28 protein-coding genes and 1 pseudogene are annotated in these 26,185 nt (G+C 55.0%); 11 read left to right on the forward strand and 18 right to left on the reverse strand.

The annotated features are described in order from the left end of the window. Window positions 1–218: 218 nt before the first annotated feature. From ACI2KB_RS06700 to ACI2KB_RS06715, 4 genes and pseudogenes are all read right to left on the reverse strand, one after another. Window positions 219–320: pseudogene (locus ACI2KB_RS06700) on the reverse strand (NAD(P)-dependent oxidoreductase); the annotation flags it as partial. 173 nt (window positions 321–493) lie between these two features. Then, window positions 494–871: a termination factor Rho gene (locus ACI2KB_RS06705; protein WP_404632652.1), complete on the reverse strand. Its 378-nt coding sequence runs from the start codon at window positions 869–871 to the stop codon at window positions 494–496. 212 nt (window positions 872–1,083) lie between these two features. Further along, window positions 1,084–1,455, reverse strand: a complete 372-nt coding sequence (locus tag ACI2KB_RS06710; RefSeq protein WP_404632654.1) for a helix-turn-helix transcriptional regulator — start codon at window positions 1,453–1,455, stop codon at window positions 1,084–1,086. Between the two features lie 388 nt (window positions 1,456–1,843). Further along, a complete protein-coding gene (locus ACI2KB_RS06715) occupies window positions 1,844–2,932 on the reverse strand; it encodes an L-dopachrome tautomerase-related protein (protein WP_404632656.1) in 1,089 nt (362 codons plus the stop codon). 44 nt (window positions 2,933–2,976) lie between these two features. Here ACI2KB_RS06715 and ACI2KB_RS06720 point away from each other — a divergent pair, with 44 nt between their 5' ends. After that, entirely contained in the window at window positions 2,977–3,957 is a 981-nt protein-coding gene (locus tag ACI2KB_RS06720) for a LysR family transcriptional regulator (RefSeq protein ID WP_404632658.1), read from the forward strand. 53 nt (window positions 3,958–4,010) lie between these two features. On the opposite strand, the gene ACI2KB_RS06725 is transcribed toward ACI2KB_RS06720, so the two are convergent. The 4 genes from ACI2KB_RS06725 to ACI2KB_RS06740 form a co-directional block, all read right to left on the reverse strand. After that, window positions 4,011–4,502: a cupin domain-containing protein gene (locus ACI2KB_RS06725; protein ID WP_404632660.1), complete on the reverse strand. Its 492-nt coding sequence runs from the start codon at window positions 4,500–4,502 to the stop codon at window positions 4,011–4,013. Between the two features lie 171 nt (window positions 4,503–4,673). Continuing rightward, window positions 4,674–5,891 (reverse strand): MFS transporter, encoded by a 1,218-nt coding sequence (locus ACI2KB_RS06730; RefSeq protein ID WP_404632662.1) that lies wholly within the window; start codon window positions 5,889–5,891, stop codon window positions 4,674–4,676. Window positions 5,892–6,017: 126 nt separating this feature from the next. Further along, on the reverse strand, window positions 6,018–6,878 hold the full coding sequence (locus ACI2KB_RS06735) for an N-acyl homoserine lactonase family protein (protein WP_404632664.1): 861 nt from the start codon (window positions 6,876–6,878) through the stop codon (window positions 6,018–6,020). Between the two features lie 223 nt (window positions 6,879–7,101). Then, window positions 7,102–7,815, reverse strand: coding sequence for a TetR/AcrR family transcriptional regulator (locus ACI2KB_RS06740; protein WP_404632666.1), 714 nt, complete (start codon window positions 7,813–7,815; stop codon window positions 7,102–7,104). Between the two features lie 63 nt (window positions 7,816–7,878). On the opposite strand from ACI2KB_RS06740, the gene ACI2KB_RS06745 reads away from it, so the two are divergent. Further along, window positions 7,879–8,859, forward strand: a complete 981-nt coding sequence (locus ACI2KB_RS06745) for a LysR family transcriptional regulator (RefSeq protein ID WP_404632668.1) — start codon at window positions 7,879–7,881, stop codon at window positions 8,857–8,859. A gap of 70 nt (window positions 8,860–8,929) precedes the next feature. Here the strand turns inward: ACI2KB_RS06745 and ACI2KB_RS06750 are convergent, their stop codons facing one another. Next, on the reverse strand, window positions 8,930–9,424 hold the full coding sequence (locus tag ACI2KB_RS06750) for an Lrp/AsnC family transcriptional regulator (RefSeq protein ID WP_404632670.1): 495 nt from the start codon (window positions 9,422–9,424) through the stop codon (window positions 8,930–8,932). 135 nt (window positions 9,425–9,559) lie between these two features. On the opposite strand from ACI2KB_RS06750, the gene ACI2KB_RS06755 reads away from it, so the two are divergent. After that, complete coding sequence (locus ACI2KB_RS06755) at window positions 9,560–10,540, forward strand: DMT family transporter (protein WP_404632672.1); 981 nt, start codon at window positions 9,560–9,562, stop codon at window positions 10,538–10,540. 160 nt (window positions 10,541–10,700) lie between these two features. Here ACI2KB_RS06755 and ACI2KB_RS06760 read toward each other — a convergent pair whose 3' ends face one another. The 3 genes from ACI2KB_RS06760 to ACI2KB_RS06770 form a co-directional block, all read right to left on the reverse strand. Next, window positions 10,701–11,561, reverse strand: a complete 861-nt coding sequence (locus ACI2KB_RS06760) for an alpha/beta fold hydrolase (RefSeq protein WP_404632674.1) — start codon at window positions 11,559–11,561, stop codon at window positions 10,701–10,703. 152 nt (window positions 11,562–11,713) lie between these two features. Then, window positions 11,714–12,535 (reverse strand): alpha/beta fold hydrolase, encoded by an 822-nt coding sequence (locus tag ACI2KB_RS06765; protein WP_404632676.1) that lies wholly within the window; start codon window positions 12,533–12,535, stop codon window positions 11,714–11,716. Between the two features lie 40 nt (window positions 12,536–12,575). Continuing rightward, window positions 12,576–13,112 carry a carboxymuconolactone decarboxylase family protein gene (locus ACI2KB_RS06770; RefSeq protein ID WP_404632678.1) on the reverse strand — a complete coding sequence of 179 codons (537 nt, stop codon included), beginning with the start codon at window positions 13,110–13,112 and terminating at the stop codon, window positions 12,576–12,578. Between the two features lie 444 nt (window positions 13,113–13,556). Between ACI2KB_RS06770 and ACI2KB_RS06775 the strand changes: the two genes are divergently transcribed. From ACI2KB_RS06775 to ACI2KB_RS06790, 4 genes are all read left to right on the forward strand, one after another. After that, complete coding sequence (locus tag ACI2KB_RS06775) at window positions 13,557–14,564, forward strand: zinc-binding alcohol dehydrogenase family protein (protein ID WP_404632680.1); 1,008 nt, start codon at window positions 13,557–13,559, stop codon at window positions 14,562–14,564. Window positions 14,565–14,622: 58 nt separating this feature from the next. Next, on the forward strand, window positions 14,623–15,804 hold the full coding sequence (locus ACI2KB_RS06780; RefSeq protein ID WP_404632796.1) for an L-dopachrome tautomerase-related protein: 1,182 nt from the start codon (window positions 14,623–14,625) through the stop codon (window positions 15,802–15,804). A 13-nt stretch (window positions 15,805–15,817) separates the two neighbouring features. After that, window positions 15,818–16,594: a glycine betaine ABC transporter substrate-binding protein gene (locus ACI2KB_RS06785; RefSeq protein WP_404632682.1), complete on the forward strand. Its 777-nt coding sequence runs from the start codon at window positions 15,818–15,820 to the stop codon at window positions 16,592–16,594. 358 nt (window positions 16,595–16,952) lie between these two features. After that, window positions 16,953–18,566, forward strand: a complete 1,614-nt coding sequence (locus ACI2KB_RS06790; protein WP_404632684.1) for an ATP-binding protein — start codon at window positions 16,953–16,955, stop codon at window positions 18,564–18,566. 16 nt (window positions 18,567–18,582) lie between these two features. On the opposite strand, the gene ACI2KB_RS06795 is transcribed toward ACI2KB_RS06790, so the two are convergent. Further along, window positions 18,583–19,224 carry a response regulator transcription factor gene (locus tag ACI2KB_RS06795; protein WP_404632686.1) on the reverse strand — a complete coding sequence of 214 codons (642 nt, stop codon included), beginning with the start codon at window positions 19,222–19,224 and terminating at the stop codon, window positions 18,583–18,585. A 78-nt stretch (window positions 19,225–19,302) separates the two neighbouring features. Then, window positions 19,303–20,064: an SDR family oxidoreductase gene (locus ACI2KB_RS06800; protein WP_404632688.1), complete on the reverse strand. Its 762-nt coding sequence runs from the start codon at window positions 20,062–20,064 to the stop codon at window positions 19,303–19,305. Window positions 20,065–20,434: 370 nt separating this feature from the next. Here ACI2KB_RS06800 and ACI2KB_RS06805 point away from each other — a divergent pair, with 370 nt between their 5' ends. Beyond that, a complete protein-coding gene (locus ACI2KB_RS06805) occupies window positions 20,435–20,752 on the forward strand; it encodes a putative quinol monooxygenase (protein WP_404632690.1) in 318 nt (105 codons plus the stop codon). A gap of 6 nt (window positions 20,753–20,758) precedes the next feature. On the opposite strand, the gene ACI2KB_RS06810 is transcribed toward ACI2KB_RS06805, so the two are convergent. Further along, window positions 20,759–21,592, reverse strand: coding sequence for an SDR family oxidoreductase (locus ACI2KB_RS06810; protein WP_404632692.1), 834 nt, complete (start codon window positions 21,590–21,592; stop codon window positions 20,759–20,761). Window positions 21,593–21,673: 81 nt separating this feature from the next. Here ACI2KB_RS06810 and ACI2KB_RS06815 point away from each other — a divergent pair, with 81 nt between their 5' ends. Beyond that, window positions 21,674–22,609 (forward strand): AraC family transcriptional regulator, encoded by a 936-nt coding sequence (locus tag ACI2KB_RS06815; protein WP_404632694.1) that lies wholly within the window; start codon window positions 21,674–21,676, stop codon window positions 22,607–22,609. 157 nt (window positions 22,610–22,766) lie between these two features. Here the strand turns inward: ACI2KB_RS06815 and rclC are convergent, their stop codons facing one another. Continuing rightward, window positions 22,767–23,378, reverse strand: coding sequence for a reactive chlorine resistance membrane protein RclC (gene rclC / locus ACI2KB_RS06820; protein ID WP_404632696.1), 612 nt, complete (start codon window positions 23,376–23,378; stop codon window positions 22,767–22,769). A gap of 633 nt (window positions 23,379–24,011) precedes the next feature. Here rclC and ACI2KB_RS06825 point away from each other — a divergent pair. Beyond that, complete coding sequence (locus tag ACI2KB_RS06825) at window positions 24,012–24,470, forward strand: CidA/LrgA family protein (RefSeq protein WP_404632697.1); 459 nt, start codon at window positions 24,012–24,014, stop codon at window positions 24,468–24,470. 10 nt (window positions 24,471–24,480) lie between these two features. Next, entirely contained in the window at window positions 24,481–25,170 is a 690-nt protein-coding gene (locus ACI2KB_RS06830; protein ID WP_404632698.1) for an LrgB family protein, read from the forward strand. 195 nt (window positions 25,171–25,365) lie between these two features. On the opposite strand, the gene ACI2KB_RS06835 is transcribed toward ACI2KB_RS06830, so the two are convergent. Both ACI2KB_RS06835 and ACI2KB_RS06840 read right to left on the reverse strand, forming a co-directional pair. Then, window positions 25,366–25,758, reverse strand: a complete 393-nt coding sequence (locus ACI2KB_RS06835) for a RidA family protein (RefSeq protein WP_404632699.1) — start codon at window positions 25,756–25,758, stop codon at window positions 25,366–25,368. A gap of 19 nt (window positions 25,759–25,777) precedes the next feature. Beyond that, window positions 25,778–26,059: a nuclear transport factor 2 family protein gene (locus ACI2KB_RS06840; protein ID WP_404632700.1), complete on the reverse strand. Its 282-nt coding sequence runs from the start codon at window positions 26,057–26,059 to the stop codon at window positions 25,778–25,780. Window positions 26,060–26,185 lie beyond the last annotated feature (126 nt).

Here is a 26,185-nt window from a genome sequence, read left to right on the forward strand (position 1 = left end):
GCGATCACCCTCGAGAACACGTAACGAAGCGATCACAAGCAGGCATGGGCGATGTGTGTTACGCAGTGGAACGCTCCCATGCAGAGAATTCAATGGTGAGCAGGTGCCAGCAAGTATGACCGGTTCTCCATCCAGCGCCATTTCGAGGATTTGGAGCTTTAGGAGTTCACTCATAAGTAGGCCTTTCCCGACTTTTGGGCGACACCGTTGTAACCAGCTCAAAAGCTCCCCTCGTCAGAAGCGAGCAATACATAGATTGGGGCAACTTCCACAGGCTGACCCGTGCGGCCCAACGGCGTGTTTTCTCCAAAGTGTTTCACGCCTCAAGGGAGCTCCTGCTCATCGCCGCTGCTCATATCAGTATTCAGATCCGCAGCGCCGATAATCTTGCTCATGGCTCACTTCCTTCAGGTAGCACGAGCGTCTCAACCACCCAGCCAGCGTTGCAAGCGCCGTTGCCCGGCCCTTTGAAGCGTTTGCGCTGATCAGAGGGTCATTTCGTCCGGAGCGCTTTGATCAACTCAGCCTTGGTCATTTTCGAGCGTCCAGAAATATCGCGAGATCGCGCCTCTGTCATGAGACTCGATTTACTCTGACTTTCAAGTGATGACTTGGAATTGCGGTCATGTCCACTCCGCGTTTGCGCAGCCCTCTTGCCCGAGTCAGACTTGGCTTGGGCCTTCGCAGAGGCAGTTGTTGCTTTACCTGAACCGCCGCCTTTCTCACCTCCACCCGACTGCTTATTTACGGTGGCCCAGGCACGGGCCTCCGCTTCACCTTTGGGCGTGCCCCTATCCTCGTAGCTTTCTTCAATATGTTCCGCTTTTCGTTTCTGCTCCGCGGTGTACTTATCTTTGCTTCCACGTGGCATGGCTGATACCTCCGGGTCAAAAATCGAGGGTGCACGCTCGCACCTATGTGAGTAAGGAAGTCGATTGTGGAAGAAAGTTCACCGAGGCAGGACGAGTTAACGGTGGTTCATGGATTTGCGCTCACCATGTCTGACTTAGTGCGGTGCGTCGAAGACCGCATACGATGAGGCGAAATGGCCAACTCGCCGCACGTTGCACAAACCCATGGAGATCATGTTTGATCTGACTGACGACCGTTCTGAAGCTGCCACCGTTTCGGACTTATACCCCTGAGCGCTCTAAACACGCGCGTGAAATACGACTGATCTGAGAAGCCACATTCCTGCGCTATATGACAAATCGAGATGTTTCGTTGCGTTAACAACGCCTCAGCCTTGGAAATCTGCTCTTGGCGGAGCCAGATATGGGGTGGCACTCCAGTCGTATTCTTGAACGCTCGGGAGAAATGACTTCTTGAAATAGCACATTCGCGGGCCACCATTTCTATAGAGCAGCTGTGGGCCATATGATCGAGCATAAGGGCTTTCGCTCTTTCAACTTTCCACGCGGGCAGGCTTTCGGGAGTTCGTTTCATTCGGCCCATGGTCTGCCCCCTGAAAACGCGTCCAGTTCCTTGCCAACTGGTCTTTCAGCAGCTCCCGCCAACGTGGTCGTAGAGGCGTAGGTCGCCGCTACTAGCAACAAAAGCGTTACCCATTCGCGTGTTTTTCTCATGAAATAGTCCTGCATCGGTTGGTAGCTGATAGTCACGTGCAGATAGCAGGCAGTTGGGCTGGACAGTCAGAATGTTCGCTCATGATGGTTTCGCAACGGTTAAGTGACCATCGTCGGTTGGGATATGGGTGTTACACCTTGGTATGAAACGGTGGTCTTGGGATGGGTGAAACCCTGTCGCAAAACACGCCCGCCAATTGCTTTCCCGCGTCCGAAGAAAGCCAGTTCCTCATTAGGACGCGGGAAGGTGCGTTGCGCTATTGATCGAGATTGAATCGATACACTCGCAGCGGCCATTGCACGCGGGAGACCCCTTCATTGAACAGAGCAACGCGATCAACCTGTGCAGCTGGGAGATACAGACGCCCCTCCCGGTCGAAGGTTGGCGCGTCGACCCAGTGCAGGCTGGGATCCGACACGACTGTTTCGATCTTCCCGGACGTACGAATCCGCTTGACCGTATCAGTCGCAAGATCACTGAAATAGAAGTTGCCTTGCTTGTCCAGCGCGGTTCCCCCAACAGGTGGCAAATCACGCCAGAACTCGATCTTCTCGGCCAGCACTGCTGGTGACAGCTTCGGGTCGTTCAGCCAGCGGGTTTCGATCCGGTACCAAGGGCCTTCCAACGCGGCAAAGTACAACCACTTGCCGTCGTGGCTAGTCTCCAAGGGGTCAGAGTTGACACGCAACGCTTGGCCATTCGGCGCCCTGACAACCTTTCCGCTCAGCACGATATCGCGGTCTGTTGGGGCTTTGACCGCGGGGCTGGTATCGAGGACTCTACGCATGCTGTCGTTCTTCAGATCAAGAACAATGATTCCGGGCACCCCGGCGTCTGTTAGATAAGCGTGGTCACCGCTGAAGCGGATGTCATCGATGTAGCTGCCATCCCTTATGACATCAGAATTGAACGTAATGACCTTGGTCGTTTTGCCTGTGTGCAAGTCGACCACCACCAACTTGGCTGCACCTGGGATGACGTGGCCACCAAAGTCCGACACGCCTGCATCCACAATCCACATTTGCCCTTGATCGTCCCTGTGCAGGGCGTTCACGTTGACGAAGCGTTCTGATACCGGAATGGAGTTGTCGGTGCTGTTCCAGCGTGCGTCTGGAAACGCCTGGGGCCGTCGATTGGCATCCAGTCGGGAAACTGATGGCCCCTTCATGCCTGTCCATCTCGGACCCGCCACATAGACGTTATCAGCGTCATCGACCGCGACGGCATTCCATATTGCGTCATGGGTTTGCGCCACGACCTCCAGCGGTCTTTCGGCGGCCTGAGCCAATCCTGCGCAAGCCGTCAAGGCAAGGGCATGCAGCCACTTTTTTTGCTTCATATGCATTGCATTTCGCTCCGGTCAAAAAAGACGAGGCAATGATCATCTGCATGAGATACGCTGAAAATCGCCCATTTAAACGAATCAATTTCAGCGCTATGAAGAAAATTGTCCGGCTGGATGATCTCCAGGTTTTCGTCACCACTGTCAAACTCGGTAGCTTCTCCGCTGCTGCACGCCTACTGGATACCTCGCCCGCGTTTGCCAGCGCAGCGATTCAGCGTCTTGAAGCCAGTTTGGGCGTTCGGTTGTTCGTGCGCTCTACGCGGCGTCTACGTGTTTCAGATGATGGCGAGCGGTATCTGCCGCATGCTCAAGCTGCAATCAACGCTATGGAGAGCGGAGAAATGGCGCTTGATGAAGGTCGTGGAAACATCTCCGGACCTATTCGCCTGTCCATGCCTTCCGACCTTGGGCGCAATGTCCTTCTGCCTTGGCTCAATGAGTTTCAGAACGAACACCCGGACATCCAGCTGCAATTGCGCATCAGCGATCAGGTTGCGGATTTTTTCACTGATCAGATCGACGTAAGTATTCGCTACGGTCAGTTGGCGGACTCAAGCCTGATTGCATTGCCCTTGGCTCCTCTGAACACACGAACAGTGTGCGCTTCGCCAACCTACATCACTCGATTTGGCAAACCGGAGACCTTGGAAGATCTGGCCCGCCACAACTGTCTTCGATTCGTGATGAGTGAGCAAACGTATGAACGCTGGACGTTCCATACACGCGAAGGCGTCAAGACCGTTGCGGTGACCGGGGACAGGATTAGCGACGATGCGGACATCGTGCGTCGCTGGGGAGTGGAAGGTGCTGGCATCCTCTACAAGTCAAGAATCGACGTCAGCGCGGACCTGAAAGCGGGTAATCTCGTGGAGCTGTTTCCTCAAGATGTAGGTCAACCCGCACCGCTGCAGATGGTGTGCGCCCATCGCAACTTCCTGACGCCTGCAATACACAAGCTGCGAACTTTCTTGGCGATGAAATGCGACGACATGTTGATGGCACCATCGCCAGACGCCGCCCCTTAGTTTTTCGCAGCACCTCACGTCCTTGTGAGGATCAAGTAGCAGGTGCGGGACTATCAGGATGCGGGTTTGATGTAGCTCGCGGTACCATCGATCCAGTCTTGACGCTGGGGCGTGAAGATATCGATATCGATGGTGCCATCTTCCAGCGAATGGAATTCATGCGGGACGTTTGGAGGGAGAACGATGACTTGGCCAGCTTTTACGACAAACCGTTTGCCTTGAGAAAGTACTTCGACCGAGCCAGCAGTAATCCAGGTAATCTGCTCATTGACATGATGATGAAGCGGCACGACTGCGCCTTTAGCAAATACCCACTTGGCCATGGTGCTCTGACCATTGTGAATGGTCTGGCGGGTAATACCGGTCCCCATCTGCTCGACCGGTATCTGATTGAAGTCGTAGAGGTCGGGAAGTGTATGGCGGAACGGCGAAATCGTAGCCTGCTCGCCCTTACCAGAGGCATTGGTGACGGGGGATTCAGCCGCGACTGATGCGCCGCTTGCCAGCATTACGCAGGCGAAAAGAGGGAGGATAAATGCTTTCATGGAAGACCTCGTTCAGAGTTGAATGACCTTCAGTATCCCTACCGGTCTGCGTCGTCAGAAAGCGGTTTATCCCCTTAACTCTTTCTCTGAAACCCTGAAAATGAAACCTCGTTCTTAGCGGTGCGCTCCCAGGAGTGAACAGCGAAATGGCCCTTCCGATGCCCGTTCGCCTCAGGCCTCACGCGTTCTCAGCAGCCCCAGCATTGCGAGAACAGCCAGCCCCATGATCACCACCCCAAAGACCTGCGCGGTCACTACGATGTCAGCGCCATTTGCCACTTCGTAGCCCGCTGCGATTGCTGGAACACCCATTCCCAAATAGCAGCAGAGGAAGGAAACCGACAGCACACCTGCCAGTTCCGCCGGGCGAGCGAGCGCCACGACCAGGCGAATGCCCCCCTGAAATCCCGCTCCGAATCCGGCGCCCGCCATGGCGATGCCCAGAAAGAAAAACAGCAGCGAATGGAGGTGCAGCGATACCAATACGGATACCATCCCCATCAATAGCCCGAGACTCCCTGCCCAAGCAAAGGTGCGGGCACTGCGCATGCGCATCGCCAAAATTGCGGCGACGCCACTCCCAGAAAATGCGGCCAACGCCAAGCCGCCAATGGCAGACGCCGGCAGCTCGAAGACGTGCTTGATCAGGCCTGGGCCCAACGATGCATAAAATCCTGCCACGGCCCATCCGGCGATGAAGACAGCTGATGCGATTAACATCGCAGAGCGCACCTGCGCAGGGACGCTGAACTGGGGGATCAGTGAGCGAATCGCTCCAGGTCGGGAGGGCTGAGTGTCCTTCAGCATGACCACGCCGATAAATTGAATGACCAGCACACCCGCGAGCACCGCAAAAACGGTATGGGTTGGAAAGGGAATGAATTGCACCATCACGCTCCCCAGCAGTGCGCCGATCGCACTTCCGCTCACGGGTGCGATGGCGTTCGCGATTGCGCCACGCTGGGCGTGAAGCTGGATCAGCCCCGCGCCCACAGCTGATACTGCAGCACCTGTGGACAACCCCTGAAGAACCCGTCCGGTGATCAAGTCACCCAGCCCATTTGCGGTTCCCAGCGAATACATGGCCACTAACTGCATCGCCGTCGTCACCAGTAAGACTGGGCGTCGGCCTATGTAATCCGAAACCCGGCCGAATACCAGTAGAGCTGCCAGGACCGACAGCGCGTAGACGCTGAAGATCAAGGTGATCGTAACCGCCGAAAAATGCCAGGCACTTTGGTATATGGGATAGATAGGAGTCGGAACGCTGGAGCCCGCAAGAAAGGACAGCGTGATGGACGCTAGCAACCAGAACCGCGTACGAGGAGACAGCCGCTGGTAGGAGTCTGAAGCGTCGGGAATGGAGCCATGCATCGAGACGTCAGTCATGTCGAATTCAACTCGTCAAAATCCACTGATTAACAGGCATGCGCCAAAACCAAATATCGCCATGCCCACTGCGAAACGTACCGCTCGCCAAGAGCGAGCGGTTGCAGCAACAACCGCTGCCATTCCTCAAACTCCTTCGAGCAAGCTGTAGCTGGCAGCTTTGGTGACATCAGCCTTGGGATAAGAAATCGCATCGTGCATCAGCCCCACAACTTGACCGTTGCGGATTAAGGCAGGGACATCATGGCTGGGCAGCAAGAATTTGCTGTCGGCGAGCGCACGCTTGATGGCTTTCTTTTCTTCGAGCGTCGACATCGCACGGTTCGCTGTGATGGTCGGCTCGTGTGCGGCCTGATCGAGAATAGGATCAATCAGTTGATCTTGAAGGTTATAGGCAATATCGCCACAAATGTTGGCCATGCCTTCGTCTGTCTCGACGAGAATCGACAGTGACCCAGGGGTATGCCCCCCCGAGAGCCTGACAGCCACCCCTGGAATGACCTCTTCCTCGAAGGTGCCATCAACATCGAACAGGCGAATGGCGCCACGTGTGTGCAGGCGGTCGATCAGATGCTTGGTATCGGCGGCGGTATACATCAGCGGTCCCATGATGCCTGAAGCTGCAAACTCCAATTCACGACGGGAGATGCCGACCGTGGTCGCCATTGGGAAACGATCCGTCATGCCGACGTGATCGATGTGGGCATGGGTATGCAGGATGTGGCGTATGTCTTTCATCCGCAGACCATGCTGCGCAAGGTGATACTCCAGCGTCATCTCGGGTGTCACTTCGTAAGGCAAGCCGAACGCGGCGTACTGCTCGACACTGCGCGATCCAGTGTCCACCAGGATCGGCTCCTCACCGCCAGTGATCAGGAAACCCAGCACAGGAATCGTCACCTGCTCCCCCGGATTGCGGAACATCACCAAACCACTGGAATCGAGTTGCATGTTGCCAAGATTGATCGGATGAATTTTCAACGCCATGGTAGTTCTCCTGCTGATTGCCCTTGTCGAGGCAAGGCTTCGCCAGCGCCGAGCAAGCGAGCTCGGCGAGACCGTAGGTAGATTGAGGTGTCGGGGAAACCGGGGGCCTAGATTGTGCCCCCTAATCCAGTCGAATGACCGAACGTTTAGAACCGACCGGTTCAATATAGGTCAGTAGCAAGCCGTCAGCAAGATAAAAAACCGATCAGTTTGAAAATAATTGTCAGAGCAGTCGTACCGCCTGCATGAAGTGATCTACCGGGTCGACGGAGTCCGTGGTGTGCAGGTTGCTTTCGACACATACCCCTGAGAAGAACACCATGATGATGTCGGCAATGACCTCAGCAGACAGCTTCGTGTTCTCTGCGCGAACGTTCGCGGCTATTTCGGGCAGCAGGCGCCGGTGGCTGTCGATCAGCAGTTGTCTTATTTCATCAGACAGCGTGGAAAATTCACGCAGTGCATTGACCGAAAAGCAGCCGGTGCATCCGTTATCCTGTGGATCGCCAAGCCGCAAAAATCTCTCGATGTTCCCCCAGCCCAAGGGTTCAGCAGTCAGAATCTCAGGTGCGCCACGATGGTCGTAGTAATAGGCCAGCGCATTGAAGAATAGGTCTTGCTTGTCCAAGAACTCAGAGTAGAGGCCAGACTTATTGACTCCTGTAGCCTGCTCCAGGTGCTGTAGGGAGGTGCCTGCAAAGCCGTGTTTCCAGAACACTGGCAGAGCTTTCTCCAACACTGTTTCTCGACTGAATTTTCTAGGTCTGCCCATGGAATCTCTCGTCAGGCTGTACGCAGCAATAAATTTAATGAACCGATTGGTTTGATATGCTACTACGTCCGTTGTCTGGCGATCCAGCGTCCGCTTACAAAGAGGTGCGCGGCTGATTTTCTTCCTCAGACGGAAACTGTTAATCGAACGCGTGGTTTCGAGCACGAGCTCGTTAGGTCAAAATCGCGCGCTGACCGCGTACAGAACTTCTAGAAGAGATGCACCTCCATGATCCGACTCGACGACCTCGACATTTTCGTTAAGGCAGCCTCGCAGGACAGCTTCTCTGCCGTAGCTCGTAAACTCGATGTGCTTCCAGCTCAGGTCAGTGCTGCAATCAAGCGTCTGGAACGCGAGCTCGATATCCGGCTTTTTGCCCGCTCGACCAGAAGTCTGCGATTAACGGCCGAGGGCGAGTTTTATCTGCCGTATGCCCGGGAAGCGCTCCACGCCCTTTACGCGGGACAGGAAGGCGTGCGTAACGACGAACAACAACTTCAAGGAACGATCCAGATCGCCTGTCCATCGGATCTGGGACGCAACCTGCTGTTGCCCTGGTTGCTGGATTATCGACAAAGCCACCCCGGCTTGAATCTGCGTCTTTCCGTATCCGACAAGGTCGCCGATGTCTATCGAGAACCAGTCGACGTTGCAATACGCTACGGCACCTTGCAGGACGCCAACTTCGTTTGCCTCCCATTGGTTCCAGACAATCGGCGCGTTCTCGCGGCTGCTCCGTCATACATCGCAAAAAATGGGCAGCCAAAAAACCCGGCGGAGTTGGCAAAGCACGCCTGCCTTCAGTTCGAGCTGAGTGGAAAGGTTTACGACCGATGGAGATTTCCGCTAGCGCAGGGGGATGTCTGGGTCAATGTTAACGGGCCAGTAGTGAGTGATGATGCCGACATCATCCGACGCTGCGCGCTTGCCGGACAGGGAATCATCTACAAGTCCTGGCTCGACATCAGTGCCGATGTCAAAAGCGGAGCGTTGGTTCTGTTGTCTACCGATTACGTGGGTGAAGGTTTTCCACTGAATTTCATTTGCCCCCACCGTAAACAGTTTTCCTTGGCCATCCGGCAACTTTATAGGCGGGTAAGGGAGCATTGCATGACACTGGCTCATGAAATGCCGCAATTCACACACGAAAAAACACTGGCGCCGCCCCGTGCCGATATCAAAAGCGGCGTCGCGGTCATGCCGCTGTGAGAGCTTCAACATAAGAGCAAACACTCATGACACCAGCCTGGAGGCCATGCTCAATGCCACAACCCGAGTCCTAACGCTTCTCGGCGAGTGTCATACCATTGGGAGGAAGCGGGAGTGCAGTTTTGTACCTGACCTGCTTCAGCGCAAAGCTTGAGCGTATGTTGGCGACACCGGGGATCTTGCTGAGGTGCTCCAGAATGAAGCGTTCCAGATCTTGTATCGACGACACCAAAACCCGGATCAAATAGTCTGCATCTCCTGACATCAGATAGCACTCCATGACCTCGGGGCGCTCGGCGATGGCGGCCTCGAATCTCGCCAACACTTCTATCACTTGCTTCTCCAGGCTGACGTGGATGAAGACGTTCAAGTGCAGGCCCAAAGGCTCAGGATCCAGAAGCGTTACCTGCTGACGAATCAATCCTTTTTCCTGCATCGCCTTGACCCTGTTGAAACAGGGTGTGGGTGAAAGATTGACCGACCGAGCCAGTTCAGCGTTTGTGATGCGCGCATCATCCTGCAAAAGGTTGAGGATGTTGATATCGGTTCTATCCAGTCGATTCATGAGTCAAATTCTCTTCATAAAGCGGTATTTGAAGAATTTTTATATCGTTAACGAGACAAATGCAAAGAACTTCAGAGAAATTATCTGACGGTCGCAATTTAAAATGTCTCCATTCTTTATTTTGGGGATACGGCCATGGCAAATGCGAGCGATCACTGTACTGGCGAAGGAATAATTGAGCGGCCCAAAGCCTCTGGCCTGAGCCTGTTGTCAAACCGCTCCAAAGGGTTGGTGCTGTTGTTCATCGCGATCCTGATCTGGGGCGCGAATTGGCCAGTCATGAAGACCGGTCTTTCGCACATCACACCGATCTGGTTTTCCGCGACGCGCTTTGTTACCGGCGCAGCATGTCTTCTGGTTTTACAATTGCTCACGGGAACCCTGGCCCTTCCGAAGCGGCGGGACATACCGTTGTTGTTGAGTGTTGGCTTACTGCAAATGCTTGGCTTTACCGTACTGGGCGCAATCGCCATGGCTGACATTCCAGCAGGTCGGTCCGCCGTCCTGGCGTATACCACACCACTGTGGGTGACCCCGGCTGCGGTTCTGTTCTTCAAGGAAAAATTGAGCCGCTCACAATTTGTGGGCACGGTTCTCGGCATTCTCGGCGTTGCTACCCTGTTCAATCCCATGGCACTCGACTGGGGTAATCAGGCAATCATCAAAGCGAACCTGTTGTTGCTCGCGGCCTCATTGTGCTGGGCGATCTGCATCCTTCACCTGCGCTATTACAAAGGCACGTCAAGTGCCTACCAACTGGCGCCGTGGCAGATGTGTATAGCGTCGATTCCTCTGATCGTGCTTGCGCAAGTGACGGAAGGCCCCTTCACGGGAGATGGCTCTCGCTCGTTCTGGGAGGTCATTCTGTTCGTCGGCCCGCTTGCAACAGCATTCTGCTTCTGTGCCGTGAATGCAGCTAGCACATGGCTCTCAACGACCAGCATGTCTTCGGCCATGCTCGGTGTGCCCATCGTCGGCCTGCTGGTATCCGTAGTGACACTTGGCGAGCACTTGACGACATCGCTCACCCTTGGAGTTCTTGCGATTGCCGGCGGCATCATGTTCGTCAGCATGGGATCGAGAAAAAAAGCGGCCCCCGCGAATCCGTCCAACTGAACGGAGGTGATCAACATCGCGGAAGCCGGGAAATGTATCGAGGGAAACCTTCAGGATCTGTTTCTGGGATCGGCCACCTGCGTGGGATGCCCCAACCCCACGCAGGCGTAAACGCCTTGGCAAGTCGGACTCAGGGGCTTGCAGCGTCACACCGCAGGCTTCAATCCTGCGTTTCGGATGCGCTGACGAATGCCGCGATATGGCGGGCGGCTCCCTGCGGAAACTGCAGATGCGGCCCGTGCCCCGAGTCCGGGAATGTAACGATCTGCAGTGTTGGCAGTTGATCGTTGAGGGCGTACCAGTTCTCCACCGGGAACACGATGTCATGATCGGCGCCCAGGTGGAGAACAGGTGTCTTGGTCTGTTTCAACACCTGCAGTACCGCCTCCACCGGGAAGACCGGATTTTTTGGTCCCTCGCCCAACTGGACGCCGGCCCATGCATAAGGAACCTCAGGACTCTGATCGTCCCGATGGACGCTTAGGCGCTGCCATGAACGTTCAGCGGCAGCCCTGGCTGCTGCAGACGAGGGCTCGAAGAACAGGCTTACAAAATCCTCAAAATCGTTGTCCCGTTTGGCTATTTCATAGAACAGCGCCTCACCGGGCTTCACCAGATGGCCAGGCGGCGTGGTGCCGATCAATACGAGATGACTGAGCAACTGCGGCGCCTGCGCGAGCACGATCTGCGCGGCGACGCCACCTACCGACCAACCGCCAAGGATCACTTTTCCCAATCTGAGGACGGTGATTAGCTCGATGGCGTCCTTGGCCAGTGAAGCCGGGTTGTAGGTCCGCTCCCCAGTGGATTGGCCCAGGCCGCTGTAGTCGAAGACTGTTACCTGAAATCCCTGGCCAGCAAGGATGTCGAGGAACAGCGGATCCCAGGAGTCCATAGTGCCGCGGAATCTTACGCACAAGACCAATGGCTTGCCGCTACCAAAGGTGCGATAAGCCAGGCGGCGATCATCCAGTTGAACGAATTGGGTTGCGGCATGAGTGCTCAACGAATGTTCAGTCATATTCGAGCATCCTTCTTGTTTATGGATTCAAGGAACCAGCCATCTTTCACGGAGCGCAACGTCCCTCTAACGCCGAGACATGCAGGGCGCAGGCTCGATGCAAGGCACTTCATGCGTGCCTTTACGACTCAGTGCATTTATCGATGGGATGCTCAGCCCCGTTTGGCCAGGGCGTAATGTGAGCTTCCCAAAAACTCGACCGCACTGCTGATGACGTGGGCGTCGGAGAGAATTCGCCGATGACCAAGTCCGGACGTCTCCATCAGCGTCGACCGGGTCCAGATGACGTGCAGTGCGTTCGATTGCGCCATCGGCACAACAGGGTCATCGACGTCGTGGATCAGCAGGCCTGGATGTTTGAGCCCCATGGACAGGGCTGGGAGATCAAGGGAGTGCAGGCTGGCGCCCATGAAGTCTTCTGCCCAAATGCAGAATGCCTCTGTCTCGCGGTCATTGAGTCCATGCGAGCGCGCGATGTCCAGGACGACAGCCGAGAGCGATGTCGGCCCGCAAATATGAACGCTGCGACGAACGATCAAGCCGTTGGCCAGCGCCCAGAGAGCGGCTGTCGACCCCGCTGAGTGAGCGATGAGTGCATGGATGCCTCCCAGATGCTCGGCCAGCTTTAGCACCACCCTCCCTGTATGAATGATGCTGGAGAACGTGCCAGTGGAGTGACCGTGACCTGGGGCATCGAACAGTACGACCGAGTATCCCGCTGCCAGCAAGGGTTTCACATACCCCGCCAAGTGCGAGCCCCGGCTGCACCAGCCGTGCATCAGTAGAACGATAGGTCCGCTGCCGAACATCCAGAAGGCAATGCGCTGTTCATCGACTTCCAGAAACGCTTGCCAACCCTTACTCAGAACGTTCATTTCCCTAAGAGACGCAGACACGCGCTCAGGCACCGCAAGCGCTCGGCAGACTTCTTCCATCTCGGGATTGGGCACTTGCAATTCGAGGGTTTGGCTCACGATCCAGCTCCTTTGAACGATGAAAGCGCGGGGTCACAGGTCAGTGAGGCTTTGGAAAATCCACCACTGTGTCGTTAATGCGATTGAAGACGTTGGTGAACGTGATCACCGAAATCGCCAGTCCGATGTGAACGATTTGCTCACCGTCATAGCCCGCAGCTTGCAAAGCCTGTACTTCGCTTTCCGGCAGCGTGCCAGGCTTGAGTGCCAGCACGCGTACGAAGCGCACCAGCGCATCACGCTTGGCGTCACCTGTTGCACTGCCCTTGCGCAACTGAGCAATCGCTTCCGGTGACAAACCGACCATCTTGCCGACCATGCTATGGGCGGCGACGCAGTAGTCACACCCAGCCAGTTCACTGATGACCAGCTTTACCGTTTCTTGATCGGGTTTGCTCAGAGGGCCGCCTGCCAACACCTTATCAGCTGCCAACATGGCTTTAAGGGCGCCGGGCGAAAGCGTGCCCAAAGTGGCGTAAGCATTCGGGACCTTGCCCACCGATTGCTTGATAGCTGCGAAAACTTCAGCGGTTGCCCCGCTGGCTTGGTCGGCCGAGATTGCGGTGAAACGAGCCATGAAGGGATCTCCTGTTTGGATATTGAACAGGGAGAACTTTATTGAATTAGACGCTTTGAAACACTCGTACCTGCGGAAGGGCAACCCTACGCTTTTGTATAGGTGCCTTTTGCGGGAGCCAAACGTAATGATGGTGTCGCCGAGTTGACCGGCTGAAAAGGAGGCTGGACAGGGTCCGGCGAAGAAATATCGAGAATGCTACTCACTGCCTGAGCCTGGTTACGCAGCCTATAGCGCATGCGCGAAGCAATGGCGCTGACGCTTCAGGGCCACCGGCTCATCCGACTTGTGTCTGTGGCTTGTCTTGACTGAATTGCACTAACGGGCATTTTCAGAAAAACGATGAAAGTGTTAGCGAGTTCCACCGGTTTTTCTCCGTCGATGCGAAGAACATCCTATGGCCACTACTGACATTTGCCCTCTACTGCTACGGAGTGCCACACCATGAAAGCCATCGCCTACACCCAGCAAGCGCTGCCTATCGAAGATCCCCGCTCTCTAATAGATATGGATTTGCCAAAACCAACCCCAGGACCGCGTGACCTGCTGGTCGAGGTGCAAGCCATCTCGGTCAATCCGGTAGATACCAAGGTTCGTGCACGTTCTGCTGCGACCGAGCCTAAAGTGCTGGGCTGGGACGCCGTCGGTATCGTTCGTGAAACCGGGAGCGAAGTCAGCCTGTTCAAAGCAGGTGATGCAGTGTTCTACGCTGGCTCCCTGGCGCGCCCAGGCAGCTACAGTGAGTTTCATGTGGTCGACGAGCGCATTGTCGGCCGTAAGCCCAAATCTCTGGACAATGCTCATGCCGCCGCATTACCGCTGACCTCTATCACCGCCTGGGAACTGCTGTTTGATCGTCTCGGAGTGGCGCAAGGAGGTGGCGAAGGAGAGAGCCTCCTTATCATCGGCGCAGGCGGCGGTGTGGGCTCAATCCTGGTGCAACTGGCTCGGCAATTGACCAAGCTTACTGTCATCGGCACCGCCTCCCGCGATCAGACCCGGGATTGGGTTAAAGGCTTGGGCGCGCACCACGTCATCGACCACAGCCAACCTCTGGTTGAGCAATTGGAGAAGATCGGCGTTGGCCAAGTCAGCCACGTCGCCAGCCTGACTCACACAGGTACCTACCTGCCTCAGATCGTAGAGGCACTGCGTCCTCAAGGCCAACTGGCAGTCATCGACGATCCGGATGGCCTGGATGTCATGCCGCTGAAGCGCAAATCGCTGTCGCTGCACTGGGAGCTGATGTTCACTCGCTCGCTCTACGAGACGCCGGACATGATTGAGCAGCATCATCTGCTCAACCGTGTTGCCGACCTGATCGACCAAGGCGTTCTGAAAACCACGCTGGGCGAGCATTTCGGCACCATCAATGCGCAAAACCTGCGCCGCGCTCATGCCCTGATCGAAAGCGGCAAGGCAACCGGCAAGATCGTTCTCGAAGGCTTCTAACTTTTTCCACATCATTCAACTGGCCTGCTTCGGCAGGCTGGGGAGCGCTTTCATGTCCATGAAAAACCACTTTTTCGGAACCACTCTCGCCATTGCCATAGCGGCCGCGAGTCAGAACAGCTTCGCGGCTGAGACTCAGCCGCTGCCTGCCAATGCTCCTGCAGAGAAAACGGTTGGCCAACTGGAACAGGTGTTTACGTTCCGTGATGCGATGCCAACGGGTGTCACGGTCACCGAAACCGGTCGCATCTTTGTTAACTACCCGAAATGGGGTGACGACGTGCCGTTCACAGTCGGTGAAATCCGAGATGGCAAGGTTGTCGCTTATCCCGATGCGGCATTCAACAAAGAGGACGCAAAGAATCCAGCCAAAGGTTTGATCAGCGTTCAAAGTGTGGTTGCCGACGGCAAGGGTCGAGTCTGGCTGCTGGATACCGCAGCGCCTGGTTTCGCAGCCCCCAAACGGGGCGGTGCGAAGCTGGTCGCGGTCGACCTGGCGAGCAACAAGATCGTCAAGACACTGGTGTTTCCGTCCAACGTGATTTTACCGACCACGTACGTCAACGACATGCGTTTTGACTTCCGCATCGGCAAGGAAGGGACGGTGTATGTCACTGACTCATCCGTGTCGGGCCCCGGCGCGATCATCGTGATGGACATTGCTAGCGGCAAGGCCGTCCGGAGACTGCACGGCGCTAAATCAACGTCCCCGGATCCTGACTTCATCCCTGTGGTGGAGGGGCAGCAGGCCTTGATCACTAAAGGCCCGGACGGCAAGGCAAAAACACTCACTGTGGCATCCGACGGCATTGCCCTGTCAGCCGACGGCAAGACACTGTATTTCTGCCCGCTCTCCAGCCGTCATCTGTATTCGGTTCCGACCGACCTGCTGCGTGACCCGAATGTCAGCGAAGCTCAGCTAGCCGCTGCCGTGAAGGACCTGGGTGAGAAAGGCGCGTCTGATGGACTTGAGGCTGACGCGAATGGCGCAGTGTACGCCGGCGATTACGAACACAATGGCATCCGCAAGCGCCTGGCTGACGGAACCTGGCAGACCATCGTCCACGATCCACGCGTCCTGTGGCCGGACACCCTGTCCATTGGACCGGACGGATATCTCTACTTCACCGCCAACCAGCTCCAGCGCCAGGCTGGATTCCACGACGGGAAGGACCTGCGCGACAAGCCCTACAGCCTTTTGCGGGTGAAGATTGACGCCGCCCCTGCGCCAACTCATTGATCCGGAGTCGACCATGAAACCCACGATTCGTCTGGGCCATATTGATCTGAGCTTTCACGCCGCCAGCGCGGCCGTGGTGCAACGGATTCTGGAACGTCACGGGTACATCGTGACATCCAGCGCCTCGCCACACGAAAAAATGTTCCAGCGCTACGGCGCCGGTGAAGTAGATATGCTGGTCTCTGCCTGGTTACCCGCCAGCCATGGCGGCTATCTGGCTCCCTTTGCCGACGTAACTCGCAAGCTGGGTGTGCTGTATCAGCCTTACTGCATCTGGGGTGTGCCCGAGTATGTGCCGGTCGAACAGGTCGCCAGTGTCAGCGATCTGTTGCGTCCGGATGTCATCCCGCAGATGAGTTCCCTGATTCAGGGCATCAATCCTGGTGCCGGTATCAGTCGGTTCTCTCGGGCGATCATCGAGCAATATGGCTTGGACGTCGCTGGGTATCATTTCGAGAATGGCACTCAGGAGGAATGTTTCACGCGCTTCGAGAGCGCGGTGGAGCGCGGCGAATGGATTGTCGTGCCTTTGTGGCATCCGCAGTTCCTGCACCACAGATACGATATTCGTGCACTAGCAGAGCCTGAAGGTCTGTTAGGTGGTCAGGACGATGCCACGCTCATCGTGAAAGAGGACGTCGCGCAACAAATGCCCTCTGCGCTCCTGGACCAACTGACTCGCCTGGCACTCGGAAATACTGTAGTCAGCGAGCTCGACTATCTGATTTGTCGTGAAGGCTTGTCCCCATTACAGGCAGCCGATCGTTGGCTCCTCCGGTCTTTTGAATAGATAGACAGGAACCGCTCTCATGGCGGCTACCCAATGTAGCCGCCGCTTTAACGCCCATCTTACCGAACAGCGCCCCCCTTCCCCACCTGTCCCTCCCCTGACTCGATGTTGGAAAAAATCAGCATATTCAGTCGTCGATTTTCATCCCGGCAGTGTAGGTGCTACACCGATTTGCATATGTTCTGCCGCTCATCTTTAGAAGATTATGAACTTGGATCAGAACTAAATCCGGACTCCATAGTGAGCTAAAAGTTGCTAACGCAGGCCACTGAAACGATTGAATTAGCACATCCATTCAAGACGGAATGTGCTGTCTCGCTTAGTTGCGTGGAGACCAAACAGAACCTAGGGGAGCACAATGACAAAGCCGATTACCCGCGCTGAAGCTGAAGTATTCGAGCTTTTTCATGAGTCGGTGTTTGTGAGGGACATGCAGGGGCAGATACATTTCTGGAACTCCGCCTCTGAGACCCTGTACGAGTGGTCTTCCCAACTCGCTGTCGGGAGCAATGCTCGTGCGCTACTGCAATGCCAAGGCACTGGTAGACCTGAAGCAGCGGATGCCAAACTGTTGGCCGATGGTCACTGGCGTGGAGAGTTATGTCGCACTACCGCATCCGGAGGGCGTCGAGATGTGAATGTCCGCTGGTCGCTGCGTCGCGATGCGTCAGGCGCCCCCGTAGGCATCATCGAAACGTCCCATGATATTTCTGCAGCGAAAGAAATTGAACGTCGACTGATTGATAGCGAGTACCGGTACCGCAATCTTTTCCAGGCGATGGCGGCGTCATTTTGGGAGCTGGATTTCACCAAGGTCGGCGCCAAATTGAGGGTACTGCTCGACTCAGGCGTCGAGGATCTGGAAACCTATTTTCAAGACCATCCCGAGGTTGTGCGAGAGTACTTGCGTGACACCCGAGTCATTGATCTGAATGACCACAGTGTGAGGCTCTTTGGTCGGGGCAATCGCGAGGAGATGCTGGGGTCCGTGGATCCGTACTGGCCCGACGCGAGCATTCAGGTTTATGCACGCTGCATCATCAAATCGCTGGCGAGGCATCCAAACAATATCGAGGTCACCCGTCTCCAGACCCTGGATGGCCGAGAACTGGAGTGCCTGTTCACCGCCTGCTTTTCCAAAGAAAACATGGCTCGCGGGATTATTTTGATCGGCATCATCGACCTTTCTGAACAGGTCGCGGCACGTCAGGCTTTGGAGGTCATGCAAACCGAACTTGCTCATGCGGCGCGCATCAGCATCCTGGGTGAGCTTACAGCATCCATTACACACGAAATCAACCAGCCGCTCGGGGCAATTTCAGCTTACGCCGAAGCGGGGTTACGCTGGTTGAGACGCCCAGATCCCGATCTCAAAGAAGTGGAAATGGCGCTGCAATCGATCGTGAGTGAAGCTAAACGCACCGACGACGTGATTACTCGGGTTCGGAATATGGCAGTGAGAAGAGCTCCAGCCGAATGCGTGATTCCGATCAATGACGTCATCAGAGAGTCCCTCCAATTCACGCGTCATCAGCTCCAGAAACACCGAGTAAGGGTGGAGCTTGAGCTTGCTTCTTCACTTCCCGACATAAAAGCAGACCGGGTTCTGATTCAGCAGGTCATGGTGAACCTGGTGATGAATGCGGTGCAGGCTATGGCGCTCAAGGAAAATGCCGGACGTGAATTGTTCATTCAGACCACACATCTGCTTGACGGGAAGATAGCAGTCCACATTGTCGACAGCGGACCTGGGATATCTGAAGACCATTTGGAGAGGCTTTTTGAAAGCTTCTTCACCACCAAAGCGACAGGAATGGGAATGGGTCTGCCTATCTGTCGCTCAATCATCGAAGCCGCTGGTGGAGAGATCAAGCTGGCGAATCGCTCCGATGGTCAACAAGGCGCCGATATCGTGCTGACCTTGCCCGAGGCGACCGCTGATTGCCTGATGGGTGGGGGTAATTCCGTCTAACGAGGACACGTGGCGGCTATTGCGGTGTGAGCAACTGAGAAACCCGCACCAAATCCGCCAATGTGGTGACTCCCATTTTGCGCATGGTGTTCGCCCGATGCACCTTGACGGTTATCTCGCTGATGTTGAGATTGTTTGCGATTTGTTTGTTGAGCAAGCCGTCAACCACTCCCTCCATGACCTGCTTTTCTCTATTGGTCAGCCGACTGAAATGTTCGTGCAGACTTTGCAACTGTTCACGTTTTTCCAGGTCTTCCCGGTAGTGTGATACCGCTTTGGAGACCGAATCAAGAAAGTCCTGATGATTGAATGGCTTGGAGAAAAAATCCACAGCACCCGCTTTCATGGCCTTTACAGACATTGGCACGTCCCCATGCCCGGTCATGAAGATAATGGGCAAACACATACCCAACGCCGTCATTTGCGTTTGTACCTCCAACCCACTATGGCCTTGCAGCCGGACGTCAAGAATCATGCAGTGGGCTGCCCTTGCCTGCGGATGTGCCAGCATATCCAAAGGATTTGAGAACTCTTGAACTGTGTGACCGACCGATCTGAGAAGGCTACTGACAGCGCCTCGAAACACGTGATCGTCGTCAACCACTAAAATTGTAGATGCTGAGTCAGATGAACGAAGTCGGAAAGAAGCGTGGTTCATTCTCTATTCCCTTCCAGAGAAGCCATAAAAACATGCCAAGCACTTGGCTTGGCATGAGGGATAAGACTATTTACTGATTCAACCTACCGGGATCGGGTTGTCGACCAGCGACTGGTTGAAACCGTGAATGACCGCGTGCTCATTTGAACCTGGGTTGTCGCGGAATGGGCGGATAGCCTCTACGATCACTTCAGGAATATCCGTCGCCAGGCCAGCCATGGTTTCTTCGATAAACGCATCCAGCGGCATAGCTCGTGGATCATCACCTTTGTGGATCAGGTCAGTGTTAACCCATGGTGGCGCAATTTCCTGGACTGTCACGGACGTGTCACGCAGCGCGAAACGCTGAGACAGCGAATATGAGTGCAACGCCGCTTTTGTGGCCGAATAGACGGCATTGCCCGCCAGCGGTACAAAAGCCAGAACCGACGTGTTGTTGATGATGACTGAACGAGGCTGGGATTTCAGGTGTTCGATCAGAGCCGAAGTCAGTCGGATCGGGCCGAACAGATTGGTGGTGACCGTGCCCAGCATTGTTTCTTCGTCGATCTGCGCGGCCGGCTCATCAAAAGGCATGATGCCCGCGTTATTGATCAACACGTTCAGTGTTGGATAGCGTGCGATCAGTTGCTGCGCGACATCATGGATGCTGGAGGGGTCGTTGATATCCAGTTCGATCGCGTCCATTCCCGGGTTCGCTGCAGTCACTTCATCCAGCAATGCTTTGCGACGGCCAGCAATAATGACCTTGTTACCCAACTTGTGAAAAGCTTCAGCCAAGCCACGACCGATACCCGAGCCGCCACCTGTGATGAAAATGGTGTTATCCGTAATCTGCATAATCAATAGCCTCAAGTATTTTTAGAAAGTTGAAATAAGCACGGTGCTACTTACGCACTTTAGCTAGCCAGACATCACTTCGTTAATCGCATGGGTGCATTCCTGGAATCTGGACTATTCATCCCTATGGGTCAACTTATACTATCGTTTAGGTCTGCTATCTGCGGAGCCGTTTAGCCTAGCGAAGCTGGCAGCTGAATCGTTTATCCCCTCAGTTTCAAGCAGATAGTAATCTTGTTATCGAGGACAGATAACCCTATGCGGCGCATAAACACCTTCCTCACAAAAGTGAAAATCGCCGTATTGACAATACAGTAGGTGATGAATGAAATTGAAGTCACTCAGCCCTCCCACTTCACAGGCAATTTTCATGAAAAATGATGCCCGCGCTACAGCGCTGCTTTATCTGGTTGCTACATTAAAGGCGACAAAAGGAAATGAAGAGAAATTACAGGTTGCTTTGCAAACATTGGTCCCACCCTCAAGAGCAGAGGCAGGCTGCATCAAATACGACCTGCATGTAGACACAGCCCAACCCGCACTTTTTCTCGTGTATGAGATCTGGCGAGACCAGCGAGCTCTTGATCAACACGCCTCTTCAAACCATTTCCAGACATTCCTCAAAACGGCTGAGCCTTTTTTAGCCGCTCCCTTAGAGCTGAGGGTGCTGGATCGAATCGACGTTTAACGAATCTCAATCCACCGCGTCCGTGAAGGGTGCTGTGGATCGTTGAGATTCCAGATCCGCCAAGCGCTCGGAGAGCTGTTGATGCATCGCGGCGAACGCATCGCTGCCGAGCACCAAGCGCTTAGGCGCAGGCGTTTGGCTCACGCTGTCGATCATGTGTGCAACCATTTTGCCCGTGTCGCCCGGAGGTATGGCTGTACCTGCCTCGATCATCTTGCGCGCCATGCTTGCCGGTGAAATATCATAAGAAGGCAACCTGTCCCCGATTTTCGAGCTCGCGTAGCGGAAGTCAGTACGTGCGCCTCCCGGCTCGACCAGCGTGCAGCCGATGTTGAACACCGCAACCTCACGACTCAGCGCATCGATGAAGCCTTCGATACCCCATTTCGACGCGTGATAGAGCGCTGCGCCAGGAAAGGCAGCTTGACCACCCATGGTGGAGAGCTGAAGGATTCGGCCACCGCCAGCTTGCCGAAAATGAGGTAGAACTGAGCGTACGAACTGAATAGAGCCCAAGAGGTTGGTGTTGATCTGATGGATGACCTGTTCGTCGCTCGCTTCTTCGGCGGCTCCGAATAAGCCGTATCCCGCATTACTAACGGCCACATCAATCTTGCCCATGTGAGCAAACGCACGGTCCACTACACCGCGGATAGCTGCAATCTCATCGATATTCAGTTGCTCCACCCAGAGCTGGCCAGGGTAGCGGTCCAGAAGGTCCTGGACGTTGGAAAGTACGCGAACTGTACCCGCGACGCGATCGCCGCACGCCAGTAGCTGCTCAGTCATGCGGCGGCCGAAGCCACTGCTGATACCCGTGATAAGCCATGTGCGGTGCATTTCAGATCCTTACTGATGTTGGGGATATGTGTATGCTACGACGCACCTCATGGATGATTAGTACGCTAAAGTCTCTATTGCATGAGCGAAAGTCCAAATATGAATTCTGACCCTTTCTCTGATCTGATCCAGTTAATGACCGCTCGCACAGTCGCCTCCGGGGGATTGGTGGCCGGAGGCACCTGGGCGCTCGAAATCCCACCGCCCAATGGCATCAAATTCTGGGGTGTGGCCCGAGGTGGGTGCTGGGTCAAACTCGAAGGTGTCAGTAACCCTTTGCGGCTTGAGGGCGGGGACGTTCTGCTCCTGACCGCTCCTCGGTCGCTCGTGATGGGTAGCGACCTCAGCACACCCCGAACAGAGCTCGATGATCTGCTGAGCAAACGGGATGGTGCGATCTCACACTTGGGCGAAGGTGATGACTTTTTCATGATCGGTGGCAATGTTGCCCTGGCGCACGCGGGCTCGGATCTGATTTTGGATGCGCTCCCACCTTACCTTCACCTGGATGCGAAATCGCCCGTAGCTTCCACGCTGCAGTGGCTGCTGGATCAGTTGGTGAGGGAACGGCAGGAGGATCGTCCTGGAGCAATTGCGGTAGCGTCGCAACTGGCCCAACTGATGTTTATTCAAATCTTGCGCACGCATCTCGAAACAACGCCGAGCGTCGCAGGAGGCGTGTTGAGAGCTGCATGTGATAGACGTTTGGTGCCTGCGTTGCGTTTAATTCACAGTGATACAGCACGCGCTTGGCAACTCAGCGAGCTTGCGGCCTCCAGCGCCATGTCGCGGGCAGCGTTCTGCGCCTACTTTAAGCAGGTAGCCGGGATCGCTCCCATTACCTACCTCACTATGTGGCGAATGCGTCTGGCGAAGCGGGCGCTGGTGGAGGAGCGTGTGCAGGTCTCTGAAATGGCGCCTCGATTTGGGTATGCATCTGAAAGCGCTTTCAGTAATGCTTTCAAGCGCGTGACAGGCTTGTCACCAAAGCATTATCGGGAAAGCGCAACGCTCTGACCAAAAGCTCTCTAACCCATCTTCTGTCGTGTTCCTCGACCCACGCCCGTTCCAACGCTGTGTCGCGAGCTTGTTCCGCGACGCCCAGAAAACGTCCGAACGCCGGGTTGTGATTGGATACACATACGTGTCGGGCCAGGGAGCTGCAAGCCGATTATCAGAGGCTATGCAATTCAGCGGCGATACGAGCAGGACGCTCTGCTAGCAACTGACGCGCGGAGTCGGCAATCATCACCACGCCTCCGGCGAGCATCAACACATCCTTGAGCACCAGCCTTCCCCCGCCTGACAAGTAAGGGAATCCGTAATCCGCATCTCCGAGGTTTTGCACCCACGCTTCTGGCGTTGTGATGAGAAATGACAGCGTCACAAGAGGGGTAAGAAACGCAAGCAGCGATCCCACCATGCCAAAACCGGGTGAGAAGAGGTAGGAAAGCACCAAGAGGCCGATCAGGATCTCCACAGTGCCTAACCCCTGGGAAAAGCTATACGTGTGGTTGGCGGTCTGCCATTCGCGTTTGACCGGATCAAGTTGCCCTTCATGGGTCAGGTGTTCTTTGTATTGCTCGGGGTGAGCATAGAACAGAGACATTACCGGGTTGTTCGCAACGAATGGGGTAATGCTATCTGCTTCGTAAGGCACGAACTTTAGAGCGCCAATCCAAAGGAAGATAATGGCGACGCCGAGACGGATCAAGTGTATGCCGATTTTGTCCAGGTGGCTGGAACGGACCAATAAACTTTGGATGATAGGTCGTGAGCTATTCATGGATGAGTCATCCCGTCAGTTAAGTTGTAGAGAGAGTACGATCGCGAAATGAAGTTGGCATGTTCAATCGTCTCATTTTCTTGTCCGATACGCTCAGCGACTGCAGGCGAGCATGCTCTGGTACAGCGCTGACGCATGGAAACTCTCAAGAATTTCTGAATTGAAGCAATTCCGGCAATGTAGATCTCCGATAATCGCTCATGCCCCACCCTCGACATTACATGGCAATCGTATGAGAAGTAACTATCCTGCAGCACAGGTCACTGACACTAATGTATAAGCCAAGAAATCACATTTTCATTAATGCGAAGAAACTCTTCCTGCGTTGCGTGGCTTTCCGAAGCAGTGCCTGGCGAGCAAGAATCCGATCATCCATTATCGAATCCAGCCAGAGGACCAGCCATGTACACTCCCCGCCGCCATCTCAGCCGAGTCAGGCATCTCGGCAACGCCCTTGGTGCAGCGCTTTTCATCATGTGGGAGATGCAGAGCCGATTTCACTTCGGAGCTCGCACCACGAAAACAGGCAGCACCAGGTCCATGACAAAATCGTGTGATGCTGGATGCTCTGGTCGAATTTGAATCGATTGGCCCAACCTATCCCCTCAGTTGCGGCAGAACATGATGAATTCCATGATTGAAAAAATGCAATGGAAGCGATTGAGCCACGGGGTGATCAACATCGGTCAACTTCTGTTCATCTATATTATTTGGTTAGGCTCCGGACGGGTCGCCACCTTCTTTCACCTTCCGATTTCGGGGGGCGTATCCGGTTTGTTCATCCTTTTACTATTACTGCTGACCCGAATTGTCCGCCCTGCTCTAGTAGAGAAAGGCGCCGAGCTATTGCTTGCAAACATGATGCTGTACTTTGTCCCGCTCGTGGTGTCCGTCATACAATACACGGCGCTGTTTGAAAGTATCGGTTTTAAATTGATGGTTGCCATTTGCGTCGGATTTACAGCCGTCATGCTGGTGACTGCTTTGACAGTAGACTGGTTTTTCCAGTGGACCCGCAAACGCCTTCTTCAGTCGCATTTGGCAACACGCAAACGGCGGTTGACAGTGCCCCGCTTCGACCAAACCAGCTGAGACACGCACCATGTCATCGCATCTCATCGCCTTTCTTTTTCTGGTCATGACCGTGGTTTCTTTCTACTTGGCACAATCGATATATAGACGTCATAGAAAAATCTGGTTAGTACCGGCTGTGTCTTCTTCGTTGTTTATAATTGCGTTGGTAGAAGCCACGGCCACGTCCTACGACCTTTACTTTCAGGACACCCAGTGGCTGGTGTGGTTGCTTGGCCCTGCGACTGTCGCTTTCGCCTTACCGATTTACCAACAACGAAAACTGATTATCCAGTACTGGCTTGCCTTGGTGATGGGAAGCTTGGCGGGAATCGCGGCATCCGTATGCGTAACGCTGATTCTGGGGAAAATGCTCAGCCTCGATCCGCTAATCGCACATAGCTTACTTGCACGCTCAATCTCTACCCCATTTGCGCTTGAGGCCACCACCCATATGGGCGGATCAGCACAACTGACCAGCCTTTTCGTTGTGGTCACCGGCTTGTTGGGTATTATTTTTGGCGAGGTGATCCTCGCGCTTCTACCACTGCAATCCAAAGCCGCGAAGGGAGCCCCCCTGGGCACGGCCGCTCATGGCTTCGGGGTGAGTGTCGCTAAGTCTTTGGGAGCTGAACAAGGCGCGGTGGCCAGCCTTACGATGATCTTCAGTGGAGTGATCATGGTATTGCTGGCACCTGGAATTGCGGCCGTGATCGGTTGAATCAGCGCACCTGAGTCCGCTAATCCGAGCGTAGGCCCCAACCACCTGGGGCTTGAACGCAGACGCGTAGACGGAAGGCGGGCCTCGCTTCTGCTTACAGCTGCGCCAAGTTGAGCACCAGTAATTTGCAGGCTCAGCCGTTGTTCGGCCCCGTAGGCGTGGCTCTGCCGGGGCAGAACCCGTTCACAAGCAAAATTATCGCTGTACTGCAACGCATTTGATCTCCACGAGGATGCCGGGACGAGCCAGTTCAGCGACACCTATACATGTCCACGCACAAGTGATCCTGGGAAAGATTGCATCTTTCACGCGTCTGAAGATGGGCATGTGATGGTGCATATCGACGTGATATGTCGTCATGTCTACCACATCTTCAAATGTGCAGCCCCCGGCTTCCAAGACGAGCCGCAGGTTGTCCCATGCTGCATTAAACTGCTGCTCAGGATCTTCGATAACGGACAAGTCTGGCGTGCGGCCTACCTGACCGGCGCAGTACAGAGTTTTCCCCACCTTTACAGCCGGTGCATAACCAGCACGTTCGCTGAGAAATTTCATAGCGTCTGGAACAATAATCTCGCGGTCAGACATGGTCGGGGAAGCCCTGAATTTAGACGGATACGAACGCTAACCCGACTGCCAGAGCGGCGTCCACTTGGGATCCGCAAGCAGGCATCTGGCGCCAACTGCTTTGAGCCATGGCCAGGATCCCGTCACGGCCCTGGGCACTGCCGAACCCCGGAAGTTCGAGGGAGGCGTCCAGATGCCAGATGTCACGCAGAAGCGCCGCATCGACGCGGTCGAATGCGTTCGCGTAAGCACTGATAAGTCGATCTATTGCAGCGCGGCTTTCTAGCGCCTCGAGTCGAGCGCTCAGAGTTTCAATGTTCAAAATGATCCCCTTACAGGAAATGATCGCCCTGTCCCGACCTTCTTCCCAATGAAATCCGGGCCAAGGTGCGGGCGTGTGACTTTTTCAGTAGACGAAAGTTGGAGTTGGCGGACGGACGGGCACCCT

The sequence above is a fragment of the Pseudomonas sp. NPDC088444 genome (assembly GCF_044900175.1).
GTDB lineage: Bacteria > Pseudomonadota > Gammaproteobacteria > Pseudomonadales > Pseudomonadaceae > Aquipseudomonas.